At 41.7% G+C, this 14,181-nt stretch carries 15 protein-coding genes and 1 pseudogene; 10 read left to right on the forward strand and 6 right to left on the reverse strand.

All coding sequences use genetic code 11. The features are described from left to right. Positions 1 to 19: 19 nt before the first annotated feature. Both IQ230_RS09890 and IQ230_RS09895 read right to left on the reverse strand, forming a co-directional pair. Entirely contained in the window at positions 20 to 847 is an 828-nt protein-coding gene (locus IQ230_RS09890; RefSeq protein ID WP_193931837.1) for a metal ABC transporter permease, read from the reverse strand. Further along, positions 844 to 1,572, reverse strand: a complete 729-nt coding sequence (locus IQ230_RS09895) for a metal ABC transporter ATP-binding protein (RefSeq protein WP_193931838.1) — start codon at positions 1,570 to 1,572, stop codon at positions 844 to 846. Before IQ230_RS09895 ends, IQ230_RS09890 begins: the two co-directional genes overlap by 4 nt. 43 nt (positions 1,573 to 1,615) lie before the next feature. Here IQ230_RS09895 and IQ230_RS09900 point away from each other — a divergent pair, with 43 nt between their 5' ends. The 5 genes from IQ230_RS09900 to IQ230_RS09920 all read left to right on the forward strand — a co-directional run bounded on the left by IQ230_RS09900 (position 1,616) and on the right by IQ230_RS09920 (position 6,609). Further along, positions 1,616 to 2,641 carry a metal ABC transporter solute-binding protein, Zn/Mn family gene (locus IQ230_RS09900; protein ID WP_193931839.1) on the forward strand — a complete coding sequence of 342 codons (1,026 nt, stop codon included), beginning with the start codon at positions 1,616 to 1,618 and terminating at the stop codon, positions 2,639 to 2,641. Positions 2,642 to 2,735: 94 nt separating this feature from the next. Further along, positions 2,736 to 3,068 carry a 2Fe-2S iron-sulfur cluster-binding protein gene (locus IQ230_RS09905; protein ID WP_193931840.1) on the forward strand — a complete coding sequence of 111 codons (333 nt, stop codon included), beginning with the start codon at positions 2,736 to 2,738 and terminating at the stop codon, positions 3,066 to 3,068. Between the two features lie 49 nt (positions 3,069 to 3,117). Next, positions 3,118 to 3,570: an SRPBCC family protein gene (locus IQ230_RS09910; RefSeq protein WP_193931841.1), complete on the forward strand. Its 453-nt coding sequence runs from the start codon at positions 3,118 to 3,120 to the stop codon at positions 3,568 to 3,570. A gap of 206 nt (positions 3,571 to 3,776) precedes the next feature. Then, positions 3,777 to 5,261, forward strand: a complete 1,485-nt coding sequence (locus IQ230_RS09915; protein ID WP_407646638.1) for a TldD/PmbA family protein — start codon at positions 3,777 to 3,779, stop codon at positions 5,259 to 5,261. A 7-nt stretch (positions 5,262 to 5,268) separates the two neighbouring features. After that, positions 5,269 to 6,609, forward strand: coding sequence for a TldD/PmbA family protein (locus tag IQ230_RS09920; RefSeq protein ID WP_193931842.1), 1,341 nt, complete (start codon positions 5,269 to 5,271; stop codon positions 6,607 to 6,609). Between the two features lie 19 nt (positions 6,610 to 6,628). Here IQ230_RS09920 and IQ230_RS09925 read toward each other — a convergent pair whose 3' ends face one another. Beyond that, a complete protein-coding gene (locus tag IQ230_RS09925) occupies positions 6,629 to 7,825 on the reverse strand; it encodes an MFS transporter (protein ID WP_322742363.1) in 1,197 nt (398 codons plus the stop codon). Positions 7,826 to 8,187: 362 nt separating this feature from the next. Between IQ230_RS09925 and IQ230_RS09930 the strand changes: the two genes are divergently transcribed. The 4 genes and pseudogenes from IQ230_RS09930 (at position 8,188) to IQ230_RS26540 (ending at position 11,283) form a co-directional block, all read left to right on the forward strand. Next, on the forward strand, positions 8,188 to 8,442 hold the full coding sequence (locus tag IQ230_RS09930; protein ID WP_193931843.1) for a hypothetical protein: 255 nt from the start codon (positions 8,188 to 8,190) through the stop codon (positions 8,440 to 8,442). A 60-nt stretch (positions 8,443 to 8,502) separates the two neighbouring features. Then, the gene (locus tag IQ230_RS09935) at positions 8,503 to 8,991 is read left to right on the forward strand and encodes a hypothetical protein (protein WP_193931844.1); all 489 of its coding nucleotides are present in this window, start codon (positions 8,503 to 8,505) and stop codon (positions 8,989 to 8,991) included. Further along, positions 8,963 to 9,750: pseudogene (locus IQ230_RS09940) on the forward strand (IS1 family transposase); the annotation flags it as partial. The gene IQ230_RS09935 and the pseudogene IQ230_RS09940, both read left to right, overlap by 29 nt. Before the next feature lie 63 nt (positions 9,751 to 9,813). Further along, entirely contained in the window at positions 9,814 to 11,283 is a 1,470-nt protein-coding gene (locus tag IQ230_RS26540) for a helicase-related protein (RefSeq protein ID WP_339384068.1), read from the forward strand. Here IQ230_RS26540 and IQ230_RS09950 read toward each other — a convergent pair. Both IQ230_RS09950 and IQ230_RS09955 read right to left on the reverse strand, forming a co-directional pair. Beyond that, positions 11,280 to 11,822 (reverse strand): RES family NAD+ phosphorylase, encoded by a 543-nt coding sequence (locus tag IQ230_RS09950; RefSeq protein ID WP_193931845.1) that lies wholly within the window; start codon positions 11,820 to 11,822, stop codon positions 11,280 to 11,282. The genes IQ230_RS26540 and IQ230_RS09950 overlap by 4 nt on opposite strands. Positions 11,823 to 11,826: 4 nt before the next feature. After that, the gene (locus tag IQ230_RS09955; RefSeq protein WP_193931846.1) at positions 11,827 to 12,180 is read right to left on the reverse strand and encodes a helix-turn-helix domain-containing protein; all 354 of its coding nucleotides are present in this window, start codon (positions 12,178 to 12,180) and stop codon (positions 11,827 to 11,829) included. Between the two features lie 219 nt (positions 12,181 to 12,399). Here IQ230_RS09955 and IQ230_RS09960 point away from each other — a divergent pair, with 219 nt between their 5' ends. Then, the gene (locus tag IQ230_RS09960; protein ID WP_193931847.1) at positions 12,400 to 13,248 is read left to right on the forward strand and encodes a GIY-YIG nuclease family protein; all 849 of its coding nucleotides are present in this window, start codon (positions 12,400 to 12,402) and stop codon (positions 13,246 to 13,248) included. Here the strand turns inward: IQ230_RS09960 and IQ230_RS09965 are convergent. Continuing rightward, positions 13,233 to 14,181, reverse strand: a 949-nt coding sequence (locus IQ230_RS09965; RefSeq protein ID WP_193931848.1) for a transposase, incomplete at its 5' end; no start/stop codon positions are given. The genes IQ230_RS09960 and IQ230_RS09965 overlap by 16 nt on opposite strands.

Raw genomic sequence — 14,181 nt, forward strand, 5'->3', positions numbered from 1 at the left:
TATCTGTGGCTAGAACTTGCTAAGAGCGGTGCGCTAAAATACCTTGATGAGGGCTAAACAACAAAGCAAGCAGAAACAATCCTGAGACAACTAGAACTATAGCTGCACCTGAAGGGATATTCAAGTAATAACTAAGATACATACCACTTATACTACTAATAATGCCAAAAACTGCACCTACTACCATCATTTGATGAAGTTCTTTGACAAGCATATAAGCTGTGATTCCTGGACCAACTAATAGAGAAACAACAAGTATAACTCCTACAGCCTGCATGCTCGCAATAATAGTTAAGGTAATTGCAGCATTTAGCCCAAAATAAATGAATTTTACAGGCAAACCTATTGCTTGCGCTCCTAAAGGATCAAAAGTATAAAATAATAATTCTTTATAAAAAAGCTTGACTAAAACTAAAACAAAGATAGTAGTAATTAAAGTTTGCCAAATATCTATAGTTGTTACACCTAAAATATCACCAAATAGAAATTGATGTAAGTCAAGTTTACTCCGTAATACAGTAATTAATGTAATTCCTAATGCTAAAAATCCGGAGAAAACTAATGCCATCGCGACATCAACTTTAATGCGAGATTGAGATTCAATCCAAGTTACAACAAAGGTACTGAGCGTTCCAGAAACAAATGCACCGAGATAAATATCTACACCAAAGAAAAAAGCGATCGCAAGTCCTGGTAATACCGCATGAGCAATGACATCTCCTAATAACCCCATCCGCTGCACAATTAAATATGTTCCTACAACCGCACACAAAATTCCTAGCAAAACTGCTGTGGCGATCGCATGACGCATAAATTCAAAAGTTAAAGGTTCAATTAACCAATTCATATAATTTGTTGGTTCAAAATTAGTACACTATCTCCATAAGCACGCTGAATATTTTCACTTGTAAAAACTTCTTTGAGCGACCCATGAGCAATAATTTTACGATTCAATAGCAAGAGGCGATCGCACTGCGTTAATGCACCTCCCAAATCATGCGTAATCAGTAATAAAATTTTTCCTTGAAGTTTCAATTCTTCAAAAACCTCAAACATAATCGATTCTGTTTTTTTGTCAATCCCTACAAAAGGTTCGTCAAAAAAGAACAACTCAGCCTCTTGGGCTAGAGTGCGGGCTAAAAATACGCGCTGTTGCTGTCCTCCTGAAAGTTCCCCAATCGAACGCCGCCGTAAATGATAGATTCCTACACGTTCCATTGCTGCTGCTGCAATTTCTCTTGCGCGACGGCTATGTTCGCGCAACCAACCTGTGTGCATTGTGCGCCCCATTAAGACAACACGCTCTACAGTAATCGGATAGTCCCAATCAATCGCCGATCTCTGTGGCACGTAGGCAACTGAGTGTAATTGCTGTTTAAGCGATCGCGCCCTATACCTTACTCTACCACTCGCTGTTGGTACTAAACCTAAAATGCCCTTGACTAGCGTACTTTTTCCCGCCCCATTTGGACCAATCACGCCAACAATTTGCCCTGGTTGTAAGCAAAAACTGACATCCTCAACAGCAGAAATTCCTTGGTAGTTGACACCTAAGTGCTGAACCTCTAACATGACTTTTCTAGAATGATAATGATAATCAAAAAATAAATTGAAAATGTTACACAAGCACTATAAGCAAATTGTCCTAACCATTACTTTGGGGTTAATCGGCTGTAATCCAACTCCAACTTCGACAATACAAGATACAACACAACCAGTAGGCGATCGCCCCTCAGTGATTGCAACTACCAGTGTACTGTGTGACATGACACAACAAGTTGCCGCTGAGACTGTTGATTTAACATGCATGGTTGCACCAGGAGAAGACCCTCATTTGTATCAACCTACACCTGAAGACCGTAAAGCGATCGAACAAGCAGATTTAATTCTATACGGTGGTTACGATTTTGAACCAGCTTTAATCAAATTAGTTGAAGCTACTAGTAATCCTGCACCAATTGCAGTACACGAAGTCGCAGTTTCACAGCCCATTATGGCAGAACCTCATAGTCACGGACACGCTCATGAGCATTCTCATGACGACGGTAGTACAGCAGAGGAAAATGCACCAGATCCTCATGTATGGCATAGCGCTCAAAATGGTATCGCTATGATAGAAACTATTCGCGATAACCTAGAGAAAATAGCACCAAATCATACATCTCTTTACAACCGCAACACTCAACAGATTACTAGCGAACTAACTCAAATTGATGCTTGGATTAAATCACAAATTGCCACAATTCCACCCCAGCAACGCAAGTTAGTAACTACCCACGATGCGATGAATTACTACTCACAGGCATATGGTATCCCCATTCAAGGAGCGCTAAAAGGAATTAGTACTGAAGAAGCACCCACTGCTGCTAGAGTGAGCGAACTAGTAAAAGATATTCGACAATCAAGTGTACCAACGATTTTTGCTGAAGCAACGCTCAATCCGAGGTTAATTCAAACTATCGCTAGAGAAGCCAATGTTCAAGTTTCAGATCGTAAGCTTTTTGCCGATGGCTTAGGAGAACCAGGAACCGATGCTGATACCTACCAAAACAAGCTTATTGCCAATACTCGCACTATTGTAGAAGGACTAGGCGGTAACTACACACCTCCACAAGTAGCTAGTAAAAGGGGTGAGGGGTGAGGAGTGAGTTAATCTCATTATTCTTAATTTTGCGCAGTGGTAATGGGGAATATGGTATATTAACCACAATTCATTTACTCGTAATCTTTCAGTAATGGTCTATCAGGTTCGATTAGTGAATCCTGACATAGCACTTGATCGCACAATTTTAGTTTCTGAAGATCAATACATTCTTGATATAGCAGAAGAAGCAGGAATTCGTTTACCTGCGGGGTGTCGTCAAGGAAACTGTTCCGCCTGCGTTGCCAAAATTATTAGCGGAGAAGTCGATCAAAGTGAACAGAGATTTTTGCAAGCTGCAGAAATTGCAGCAGGTTACACTATTACTTGTGTAGCTTATCCATTATCGGATTGTATCTTACAAACGCATCAAGAACAAGTTTTGTATCATACTTCCTTGTATTATTCTGCTGAACAAAGTGGGTAATTGTTAATAGTAATAAAATTGAAAATTTTTCAAGCAAAAGTAATTGTTAATGGTTAAATTTAAATATTCTTCGCTAATTGATGCACCTGTAGAAGTTGTGTGGAATTTTCACGAGCGTCCTGATATACTCAACCTTTTAACTCCACCTTGGCAACATATTCAAGTTATCCATCGTGCAGGAGGATTGGAGGTAGGAGCATTATCTGAAGTGAGAATTTTTGTTGGTCTAATCCCCCTAAAATGGTTAGCTGTCCACACTGAATATGATAAATACCATTTCTTTACAGACGAACAGCGCGAAGGAATATTTGAATATTGGAGACATCGCCATCAGTTTACAGCAGAAGATCATAAAACTCTGCTTACCGATGATATAGATTTTAGCTTACCTGGTGGATTTTTATCAGACTTCTTTGCTAGTTGGTCAGTCATGATGCAACTCGATCAAATATTTCGCTATCGGCATAAAGTCACACAACGAGAATGTCGAATTCATCATTAAACTTATATAACAAGTATTGTAAGTATAAAAAAATAAGATTCTTCAATTCAAAACCCAAAACTCAAAACTTTTAAGATGTTATTTTCACACACTTAACTATAAGTCACAAATATTCAAAAAGCTCTACCACCCAGCTCAATTAGAATAAAAAAAGAATTTGCTAGACTTGAGAGTAGTCAATCAACCCACTGAAGGACGCTGCACCGATGACGCTCTCCATGCATCCCAGTACGTTACTGCTAACTAGGGAATTACCAAACCTGCAATATAGCTCAACACGCGATCGCTTCGATGAAACCTGGGAAGCGCCATTATCAACTCTTTTAGGTTTAGGACGTGCAGCAGGGGCTGATTTTGTTGAATTCTTCTTAGAGCGAGTCAACTATATCAACTGTTTAGCTGAAGACGACACAATCACTAGTATTTCTCCACGACTATCGACAGGTGCAGGCGTCCGAGTTTTTCGTGGCAAAGCCGATTGCTATGTTAGTACCAACGATTTATCATTTACAGGACTCAAAGCCGCCCTGGAAAAAGGATTATCGATTTTAGGGTTACAACTTCCAGCACCTAACGGTTATGTTCCAGAAATTAACCTGGAACTCTTACGCGATTACGCCATTAAAAAAGATAAAGAGTCTTGGCTAGCAGGATGCAGTTCAATGCGCGAAATGGGCGAAATTCTCCTCGACGCTAATGCGCACCTTAAACAAAAAGCAACTCACGTACAATCAAGACGTGCAGTATATTTCCGCGATTGGCAAGAAGTTTTAGTTGCAGCGAGTGATGGAACTTTTGCTAGGGATATTCGCTTGACACAATCTGTAGGTTATAACTTGTTGTGTGCAGATGGGACAAATCGTTCCTCAATTAGCAAGCGCGTCGGTAGCACTAGCGAAGCAGACTTTTTAAGAAGTTGGAACTATCAAACAGATGCTGAAGAAGTCGCTGACTCTGCTGGAAAAATGCTCTACGCAGACTATGTGGAATCTGGTAATTACCCAATTATCATGGCAAATGAGTTTGGGGGCGTGATCTTCCATGAAGCTTGCGGACACTTGCTAGAAACTACCCAAATTGAGCGCAAAACGACTCCATTTGCGGATAAGAAAGGTGAGAAAATTGCGCATGAAAGCCTAACAGCTTGGGATGAAGGACTTTCTCAAGATGCTTTTGGGACGATTGATATGGACGATGAAGGAATGCCAGCCCAAAGAACATTGTTGATCGAGAACGGCATTTTGAAGAATTTTATTAGCGATCGCACAGGTTCAATGCGTACCGGACACCCCAGAACAGGTAGCGGACGCCGTCAAAACTATACATATGCAGCAGCGTCAAGGATGCGTAACACCTATATTGCACCTGGAAACTACACCAACGACGACTTATTCGCCTCAATCGATAAAGGTATCTACTGCAAAAAAATGGGTGGTGGTAGCGTCGGACCTACAGGACAATTCAACTTCGCTGTTGATGAAGCTTACCTGATTGAAAACGGTAAAATTACTAAACCCCTCAAAGGCGCTACTTTAATTGGTGATGCGAAAGAAATCATGAACAAGATTTCGATGTGTTCGCAAGATTTAGGACTTGCAGCAGGATTCTGCGGTTCAGTTAGCGGTAGTGTTTACGTTACCGTAGGTCAACCTCATATCAAAGTTGATTCAATCACCGTCGGTGGAAGATAGATTAGTTATGCCAAATATTGATGAACTTGCAGGATATACGCAAGCGAGTGCAGAACGCCTTGGAATAGAAAAATTTGATATTTACGGCTCATCTGTTGATGAAACTAGCGTTCAAGTTGATAGCGGCGAACCAAAACAAGTCAAAGCCTCGAATCGTTCCAGCGTCATTGTACGCGTTTGGAATAAAGATAATACAGTAGGAGTAACCAGCACTACTGATGTCGATTCTAATGGTATTGACTTGGCTTTAAAAACAGCTTATGAAGCAAGTTTCTTTGGGGTAAAAGAAAATGTCCCTGACTTCAGCCCTGAAGCTACCGCTGAACTGAAAGCCGATACCGAAGCAACAGCCCCCCAAGCACCAGTTTCACAACTCATTGATACACTGATTGAAGCTGAAAAAGAACTTTTACAAGCGCATCCGGCAATCAAAGGCGTACCATACAACGGTTTATCGCAAAGAGATCTCAGCCGCTTCTACCTCAATAGTGAAGGTGCAATGCGCAATGAAGCGCGTTCCTATACATCGATTTATCTTTACAGCAAGACTGAACAAGAAGGCAAAAAACCTCGTAGTGCTGGCGCTTTTCGGATTAATCGTAGTTTAGAACAAATTGATTTGCCAGGTTGCATACAAGAAGCAGCAGAAAAAACAATTAGCCATTTGGATTACGAAAAAGTTAAATCAGGGAAGTATCGTGTTGTTTTCTCTCCCGAAGCTTTTTTAAGTTTATTAGGTGCTTTTTCCAACCTTTTTAACGCCCAAAATATTTTAGATAAGCAAAGTCTTTCGACACCAGAATCTTTAGGTAAACAAATTGCTTCGCCTCTACTTTCAGTTTGCGATGATGCGTTGCATCCTGAGAATATTGCCGCAGAAACTTTTGATGGTGAAGGAACACCAACGCGACGAATTCCCTTAATTGCTAATGGAGTTTTAAGCAATTTTATCCATAGTGCAGGTACAGCGAAAAGGTTTAATACACAACCTACAGGTCATGCGAATATCGGTGCAAAAGTTAGCGTTAGCTCGCACTTTTATCACATATTTCCTGGAGAATCTGCACAACAAGAATATAGTTTAGATAGTGCGGAAAACATCATTTTTATTGATGACGTGCAAGCGCTTCATGCAGGAGTCAAAGCGTTACAAGGTTCATTTTCACTTCCGTTTGACGGTTGGATTGTCAATAATGGTAAAAAAACAAGTATTGAATCTGCAACGGTAGCAGGAGATTTTCTGGAACTGTTACAATCAATCATTTTTGTTGAGAAAGAACCAGAATTGACACCAGCAGGAGTTTGTCCAAGAATTTGGGTTGATAATCTTTCGATTACTGGAGAATAAAGAAATACCTAATTTCGATCTATATAGTATGGTTATCGCGATTTGGTTTGATAGGTTCTAATTCTTGTAATTCTCGGTAGGCGAAGCCGCCACAGCCGACTAGTAATAAATTGATGGCAGTGATAACATACAAAACTGCCATCCCAGCCCCAGAACCACTGCTAAAGATACCACCTAGGATAGTTGCTATCCCTCCAGGTGACATAGCGGGTTCAAATACTCGATCGGCTAAAGAACCAGCAATAAAAATCGCGATCGCCGACACAATTTGTAAAATTAAAGCATTCGCAGCAAATACCCGCCCTTGCATCTCTGGAGCCACGTTTGCCATCCAAAGTGCCGTTTCAGCACTACTCAGCAGTGGGAAATTTAACGAGGAGCAAAATTGTGCAGGAATCCATACGAACGTTGTACGTCCTAAGCCAAAGACAGTTTTACTCAATCCTGCACCAATAAATCCTAGCAGCATGCCATCAATACGCCGCTTAGGACCACCCCAAACACTGATAATAACTGCACCTGTGACGCCTCCAACCCCAGCAGATGCCGCAACACTGCCTAAAACTTGAGCACTACCATCGGTACGTGCGAGAATCATTGGGTCGTAAATGGCTCCTCCAAGGTCATGCGCAAACCAAAATAGTGCAGTTGTCACTAATAAAGCACGTAAACCTCGGTGATTCCAGATATAGCGCACTCCAAAAGTCAGAGTCTCTAAAACTTGCTGATCGGTATCAGGACGCGATGGCTGGGGGATATTAACAGCAACCAAGGTGGCGATCGCTACGGTAAAAGTTGTTAAGTCAATTAACAGAATACCTAGCAGTCCAATTACAGGATAAAGACTACCAGCCAACGCTGGAGCAAAGATCGCAGAACCATAGTGTACCATCGAACCCATGCTACTAGCGCGAGTATAGTGCTGTTGTGGCACAATCATTGCAATTGAGGTTGAGTAGGCAAGCTGCTGAATTTGCCCAAAACTACCATTAACCGCACTTGTTAAGTAAAGATGCCATATTTGTAAGTTATCAGTAAGGTACAGTAGCAAGATAGCTATAGTAGAAACTGCAGCAACTGCATCTCCTAAGATCATCAACCGCTTACGATTAAAGCAATCGATAATAATACCTGCAAACAGAGTAATCGGAATGCGCAGTAATTGCGAAAAAAGCCGACAAGTGCCAAAGCTGTCGCTGAACCTGTCAGTTCCCAAGCCCAAATTATCAGGGCAAACTCGGTCATATAAGTGCCGATAGTTGAGACAATTTGACCAAGCCAGATAATGGTAAAGGTACGCACAGGGTAATATTATGTTGGAGAGGAATTGTTCAACGGTTATCAAGAATTTAGGAACTAGAGAATGCAATTTTTAATTTAAAACTCAAAACTCATAACTCCCAAAGACTAGCTTTTTTCAACTAAATACTTGAATAAATCGTCAAGGGGAAAGCCGAGATACGTGCAAAATGGGACATGATATGGGAGCATCTCAGTTTTGCAATAAGCAAGAATACTTAAAAGAGTAGCAAACGAAAGTTGAGATAATTAACTAAACCGGAACAAGAGTATTTGCGCATGACTCCCGAAGACTCCCAAAAGTTACAAGCCTACTTAGAAGCGGTTGCGGCTATTCTTTATCAAAACACTGAACCGGAAAAACTCAAAACCCTTGAAGGAATTGAACAAGCGGTGCGCCAACAGGTACTGGAACACGTCAGTCCTCAAATTGGTGTTTTTTTATCCGCAAAACGACAGGAACAGCAGCAGGTAGAAGCCGACAGATCATTAGCTGCATCGGAAAACTTAGAGTCACAGAAAAACAAGCAGTGAGGTTGAACTTATTACCTTTTACCTTATGCTCAAATCAGCCCACAATTGGAAAAATGCTGCTTGTTGCTGAGTGCAAATGAGTCTTATGCCCGTGCTGAGCAAGATATTGAGATACTTACGGGGATCAAAGTTTCGCACAACACTCAACAGCGTTTGGTACATCGACACAAATTCCCGCTATTACAAAAGAGTCAGTCGGTAGAAGAGGTCAGCCTTGATGGTGGCAAGGTGCGCTTACGTACACCTATGGGACAAGCCTGTGTCTGGAAAGATTATAAAGCAGTTGCCCTGCACCAACTGGCAGTTGCTGCCTTTTTTTGTGACAACTGTACATTGGTACAGTGGGTTAATCGTCAGCCATTAGCAAAAATATTCTCTTGCTTGGGCGATGGACATGATGGTGTTTGGAATCTGTTTGCCCAGATTGCCACAGATTGGCAGCGCTTTGAAATACTCGGTAGTGCGTCAAAGTATAGTGGGACAGTTAAAGTAGAAGGGTGTCTATTGCGAAGCCGAACCTATGGAATGTCGTCTGTGCGGTCATCCTAACACTGATAAACACGGTAAAGCTCCAAACGGGAGCCAACGGTATTTCTGCGTGCAATGCAAGCAAACGTTCAATGAGCGGTTTGACACCTTGTATTACCATCGCCACGTCACTCCAGAGCAAATCCGGCAGGTGCTGCAAGCGCACAGTGAAGGCAGTAGTCTCAGAGGAATCAGCCGGACGAGTGGACTTGCCTACAACACCGTGGTCAGCATTGTTCGTGCTGCCAGTATGCAAGCGCAGTTGGTGCATAACGCCGCAGTTCAAGCGGTACAAACCGAGGAGGTGAGTGCGGATGAGTTGTGGTCATTTGTTTCAAAAAACAGAAGCAGTGCATCAGACAGGAACTAGAGGTCGGGGACTGCTGGATTGCTGTTAGTTTAGCCGATTCGAGTGGACTGATTTTGGCAGCCAGAGTGGGAAAGCACACCGACGAATTGATTGAGGCATTAGTGGTCAGTAGCGAAGGGAAAACCGCTTGTAAACAGTTCAATAGTGATGACTGGGGAGGTTATGAACGAGTCTTGCCACCCGAAATTGAACACTACATCGGTAAAGACAGAACACAACGGTTGGAGAGAACCAATGGTACGATTCGACAACAAATGGGAAGATGGCATCGTAGACAGAATAAGTTTGGCAAAATGTGGGAACAGACGAAGGGGACGACACGGTTAGTGGTGAGTTATTTCAACTGGATTTGGCAGCATAGTCGATTGCAGACGACAGCAGCGCAACGAGCAGGACTGACCCAACAACCTTGTCCGAGGTTGCAGAAGCATTTAGAACAACGAAATCGCTTGTTGTATTATCGAGTGCAGGATATGTGGCAGCAGGGAAAAAAAGCAGTTAATCGCCAGATTGTAGAAGATCAGCAATTTATCGATATCTCGCGGCAGTACTTGAGTGTTAATACACCGCTTAAAGATTTGATGTTTCGCCACACCCGCGACACCTTGCGACAGTATTACAAATTGGGCTTGCTCAAAAATGACGTTCCCCAAAGGCAAGTCCAAGATAATGCGATCGCCCTCGAATCAAACCGAGAAGTTCCACTTTATGTCGCAGTTAGCGATTACGTCCGCCACTTCTACCAACTAGCACAAGCGCAGAATCGCAAAGCTTTAGGCTTTTTGATGACACTTTATCGCAAGCGCTTGACGAGTTCTTTTTATGCTGTACGCGAATCTTTGCAACGCAGGTTAAATACCCTACTTTCGCAACAAGGTAGCAGTATTACGAGCGACGATTTAACAGACGTAGAAGACGCAGACGATGCTGTTATTGCTGGACTAGAAGCCTATTTAGAACCAATAGACCCGCAAGAAATCCAATATCTTGAAGAGTTACTTTGCTCCTTTGAAAATACAGGAGAAGATACTAAGCTCTCGCATTTTATGACGACGCTGCGCCAGGAGTTAACCGTTCGCGAGAGTGCAATTGTGTTTACGCAGTATACGGATACGATGGACTACCTGCGCTCTACTTTGCAACAACTGTACGGTAGCTTTGTTGCTTGTTATTCTGGTCGAGGCGGCGAATTGTACGTCGATGGTATGTGGCAGGTTGTTGCTAAAGAAGACATCAAGCGCCGATTTCGAGACGGGGAAATTAAAGTATTGCTTTGTACCGAGTCGGCAAGCGAAGGGTTAAACTTACAAACCTGCGGCGTGTTATTCAACTATGACTTACCTTGGAATCCAATGCGGGTAGAACAGCGGATTGGGCGAATTGACCGCATTGGACAAGTCTATCCTACAGTCACAATTCATAACTTTTACTACGACGGGACGGTAGAAGCGAAAGTTTATAGGAAGTTACGCGATCGCATCAATGCTTTTACTGCTGTTGTCGGTAACTTGCAACCGATTTTGACACAAGTTCCCACTTTTATCGAGCAAGCCGCGATGAGTGCTGACCCCCAGGAAGAAGATGTGTTGTTATCTGAGTTTGAGCGGGTATTAACCGCGCCAGCTACAGGGCTGGTAATAGAAGATATGGTTGCCATTGATGTAGCCGCAGACTTGGCAGAGATCTGCAAACCTATTCCTTTAACACCTTTTACAGTGGAGCAAATTGAGCAACTGTTTGTTAATTCTGCTTTGTTAAAGTTTCGTGGTATTATTTTTGAACCATATATTGAGCGGACTTGGCAGTTGACTTTTGAAGGTAAGGAATACACTGTCACCTTTCATCCAGATGTTTTTGATGCCAAGCCCTCAGTGCGATTTATGAATTTTGGCGATCCTTTATTCGAGCAGCTACTTAAAACTTCAACTCGCGAACAAGTTTAGGCAATTTGGAAGAAGCCATCGGCTTCCACAGATGGTAAAAAATTGCGTGTTTCAGGCAGTAATTTTTCCAAAAATACAACCAAACACCACTGCTCCAAGTTATCGAGAAAGGCAATTGAAGGAACGACGATCGCTTGAGTCGATGTCGTATTGCGAATAAAATTTGCAGTTGAACGAGCGATTGTTTTGTCCTTAAAACAGTCTGGTGCTTTCTCTAAAGAAAGCGCACTCCAAACTTCGGGATTCGTTAAATCGAGAACGCATTCCAACTCGACCCGAAACCGAAATACCTGACGGCGATAAGTTTGATTTGCTAAACTTCGAGTCCGATTAACCTTGAAATGACGCGCATATTCAGCCAAAGCAACATCTTTTTCTTTCGCTAAATACAGTGTTGGTTCTCCAGCAACGTTCCAGCGATTTTCATTGCTCCGACCGCAATATCTAAAATCGTATATATCATAAGTCTTGCCTGGGTTATCGGGTATGTGCCGGACAGCATATCCACTCCACGGCGATATATAAGTTTGAAGGGGCATAATATTAAAAGCCCGTTCCCTCGAAGTCAGCAGCCAAAGCACTAATGATAGTTTCGTATTCGCCCAGTTGAAGGAGTTCTAAAGCGCAGCGTCCATTAAATACTGGTAGTGGCGTATTGAGGAATTCTTTAAGTCCCTCTGGGGTGTAAATCATTAGTCCTAACTCTTTAATTTCTTTGAGTTTGGCTAACCTTGATAGCGTATCTTGGTCGCTAGGTCGTCGTTCTCCTTTTTCCCAACGAGTTACTGTTTTGGTACTGACTTTCAATAGAGTACTCATGCGCTCTTGAGAAATAGCTAGCCCTTGACGAATATCGAGTGGGTTTAGCCGTTGGTCGTAGTTAATAGTTGTTGTCATCTTTTGGCTACCTTTAATAGCTTCCCTACTTATATAGTAGCTATTGTCTAGACTATTGTCTAGACAATAGTAAGGGCGTTGCAATGTGAGAAGACTTTCAGGTGTTAAAATTGTCTGGCGAAACTAGACAATATGGTGGTTGCGTTCACTCAATCAGTAATGAATGCAATACAGTTTAAAGGGTATGATATTAGTATCATTTAATACTATATGTAGACAGTGGTAAGTAGTTTTGAAGATATCATTGCATCAAAACTTTTAGGAGGAAGATGCACATTGCGCCAACGCGCCTTGCTTCCCAGCATTTCTGGTATCTATTTTGTCACTGACGAACGTAATTACTTACTTTATGTTGGTAAGGCAACAAACTTACAGAGTCGTTGGGCGGGAAGCGGACACCATCGCTACAAGCAGTTTGCTAGGAAGGGATTGGATAAGATCGCTATCAGTTATGTTTTAGCTCCAATTGCAGAATTAGACCATTTAGAACGCCAATATATCGCAGCACTCAAACCGTTACTCAACAATGGCAGAGTTAAGAAGTATCTGCCGAAAAAAAGCCCTCGCTTAAGCGAACTGCAACGGCTGCTCAAGTTAGCTAATGCTCCGCTTTTCCCCTCCTGTAAGTTCACAACTGACCGACAAGGAAACATTATATCTAGACCTGCTTGGGATTTGTTTCGTGGCTTTGTTGCAGGTACTTACACAGCTAACAACCATTGCTGCATTGTCATTGTTTGTCAACAAAACATGGGGGAGATCTTATATAACAGTTCTACTCACAAAATCAAAAGGCGTTTTTACATTCAGGATCAAGACGTTTGGAAAATTCCTGGTGCGGCGCGTTATGCTTGGCTGCACGGACCGATATGGAAATTTGATGCTAGGCAAGTAGTTTTTGAGTTTATAGAGTTTTTTACTTTAGGAAATTATTTATTTGAGCAACTTTACCCCCACCTGATAGAGTGCCAAGTTGCTAGTGTAAGCATGAGGAAGCTACCTTACCCCTCTTCTGTCACTTTCCGAAATCAACAAGTACTAGATAAACCCTTTCATCCAGAAGAATAAAAGAATTTGAATTGATTCATTGCACTAATTAAGTGATTAAATCCAAGCAATAAATTGGAATTGGGAAAAATATCTACCCCAGGATAAATCAACCAAAACAGTAAGAGTGGTTGGACAATTAATCGCAAATTATTTAGAACATTCTTCCATCCGCTTTCATGATTCCATTGTTGATGATTAGAAAAATCTCCCCAATAATTTTTTTGTACCTCAGTTTCATTTTGCTCGGATTCATCTAAAGCTAAAAAAGCTGGAGAATTTAAACTAATCATTGTATAAACACAAAAAATAATCTCCCACCACTTCTCAATCTGCTCGAAATTAGTAAAACAATAATCTGTCCAGCCTAATTCTTGCTTGCACTGCCGAAAACCATATTCTACCCATGTCCTTAATCCGTATAGGTCGCCTAAAGTTTTCTTGAGATTCCCTTGAAGATTCGTCATAACAAACGAAGTAGAATTTTCCGGCATTGTTTCTGGATCAGTAGTTATTTCCCAGTATGTTATGTCTCGTCTTTTACCATAAACTATTTCTCGAATATATCTACTCTCTGATTTTTGACTACTAAATGTTCTCTCAAAGAAGCACCACTCCGACGCTCTAACGCTCTGATAGGCTGGCAGCCAGACTCCATGATTACTTCTAATGGCTACAACATAAGCTAATTCATATTCATTGAGTTTTTTAATGAATTCGCTACTTTCACCGGCGAGTTGCTTTCCGACGCAAGGCGACAGGAACGCACTCGCCTCACCATACAAACTATCAGCAAGTACCAATTCAATGTTAAATCCCTCATCAATTAATTCTGTAATAATTTCTGTCGCTAACTCTATTTTTGTTTTATATTTATCCCCTGATTTTAGCGTCCCCTTCGGTTTAAATACTTTGAAACTTAATGGAAATGTTAGATTAGCATAAACTCCATAT

Origin of the sequence: Gloeocapsopsis crepidinum LEGE 06123, assembly GCF_015207655.1 — a bacterium.
Lineage (GTDB): Bacteria > Cyanobacteriota > Cyanobacteriia > Cyanobacteriales > Chroococcidiopsidaceae > Gloeocapsopsis > Gloeocapsopsis crepidinum.

Coding starts and splice junctions, on each gene's coding strand:
- IQ230_RS09910 (WP_193931841.1), top strand. CDS start 3,118: ATGGTTAAATTTAAATATTCTTCGCTAATTGATGCACCTGTAGAAGTT.
- IQ230_RS09950 (WP_193931845.1), bottom strand. CDS start 11,822: ATGCCCCTTCAAACTTATATATCGCCGTGGAGTGGATATGCTGTCCGG.
- IQ230_RS09905 (WP_193931840.1), top strand. CDS start 2,736: ATGGTCTATCAGGTTCGATTAGTGAATCCTGACATAGCACTTGATCGC.
- IQ230_RS09895 (WP_193931838.1), bottom strand. CDS start 1,572: ATGTTAGAGGTTCAGCACTTAGGTGTCAACTACCAAGGAATTTCTGCT.
- IQ230_RS09890 (WP_193931837.1), bottom strand. CDS start 847: ATGAATTGGTTAATTGAACCTTTAACTTTTGAATTTATGCGTCATGCG.
- IQ230_RS09900 (WP_193931839.1), top strand. CDS start 1,616: ATGTTACACAAGCACTATAAGCAAATTGTCCTAACCATTACTTTGGGG.
- IQ230_RS09920 (WP_193931842.1), top strand. CDS start 5,269: ATGCCAAATATTGATGAACTTGCAGGATATACGCAAGCGAGTGCAGAA.
- IQ230_RS09930 (WP_193931843.1), top strand. CDS start 8,188: ATGACTCCCGAAGACTCCCAAAAGTTACAAGCCTACTTAGAAGCGGTT.
- IQ230_RS09915 (WP_407646638.1), top strand. CDS start 3,777: ATGACGCTCTCCATGCATCCCAGTACGTTACTGCTAACTAGGGAATTA.
- IQ230_RS09955 (WP_193931846.1), bottom strand. CDS start 12,180: ATGACAACAACTATTAACTACGACCAACGGCTAAACCCACTCGATATT.
- IQ230_RS26540 (WP_339384068.1), top strand. CDS start 9,814: ATGTGGCAGCAGGGAAAAAAAGCAGTTAATCGCCAGATTGTAGAAGAT.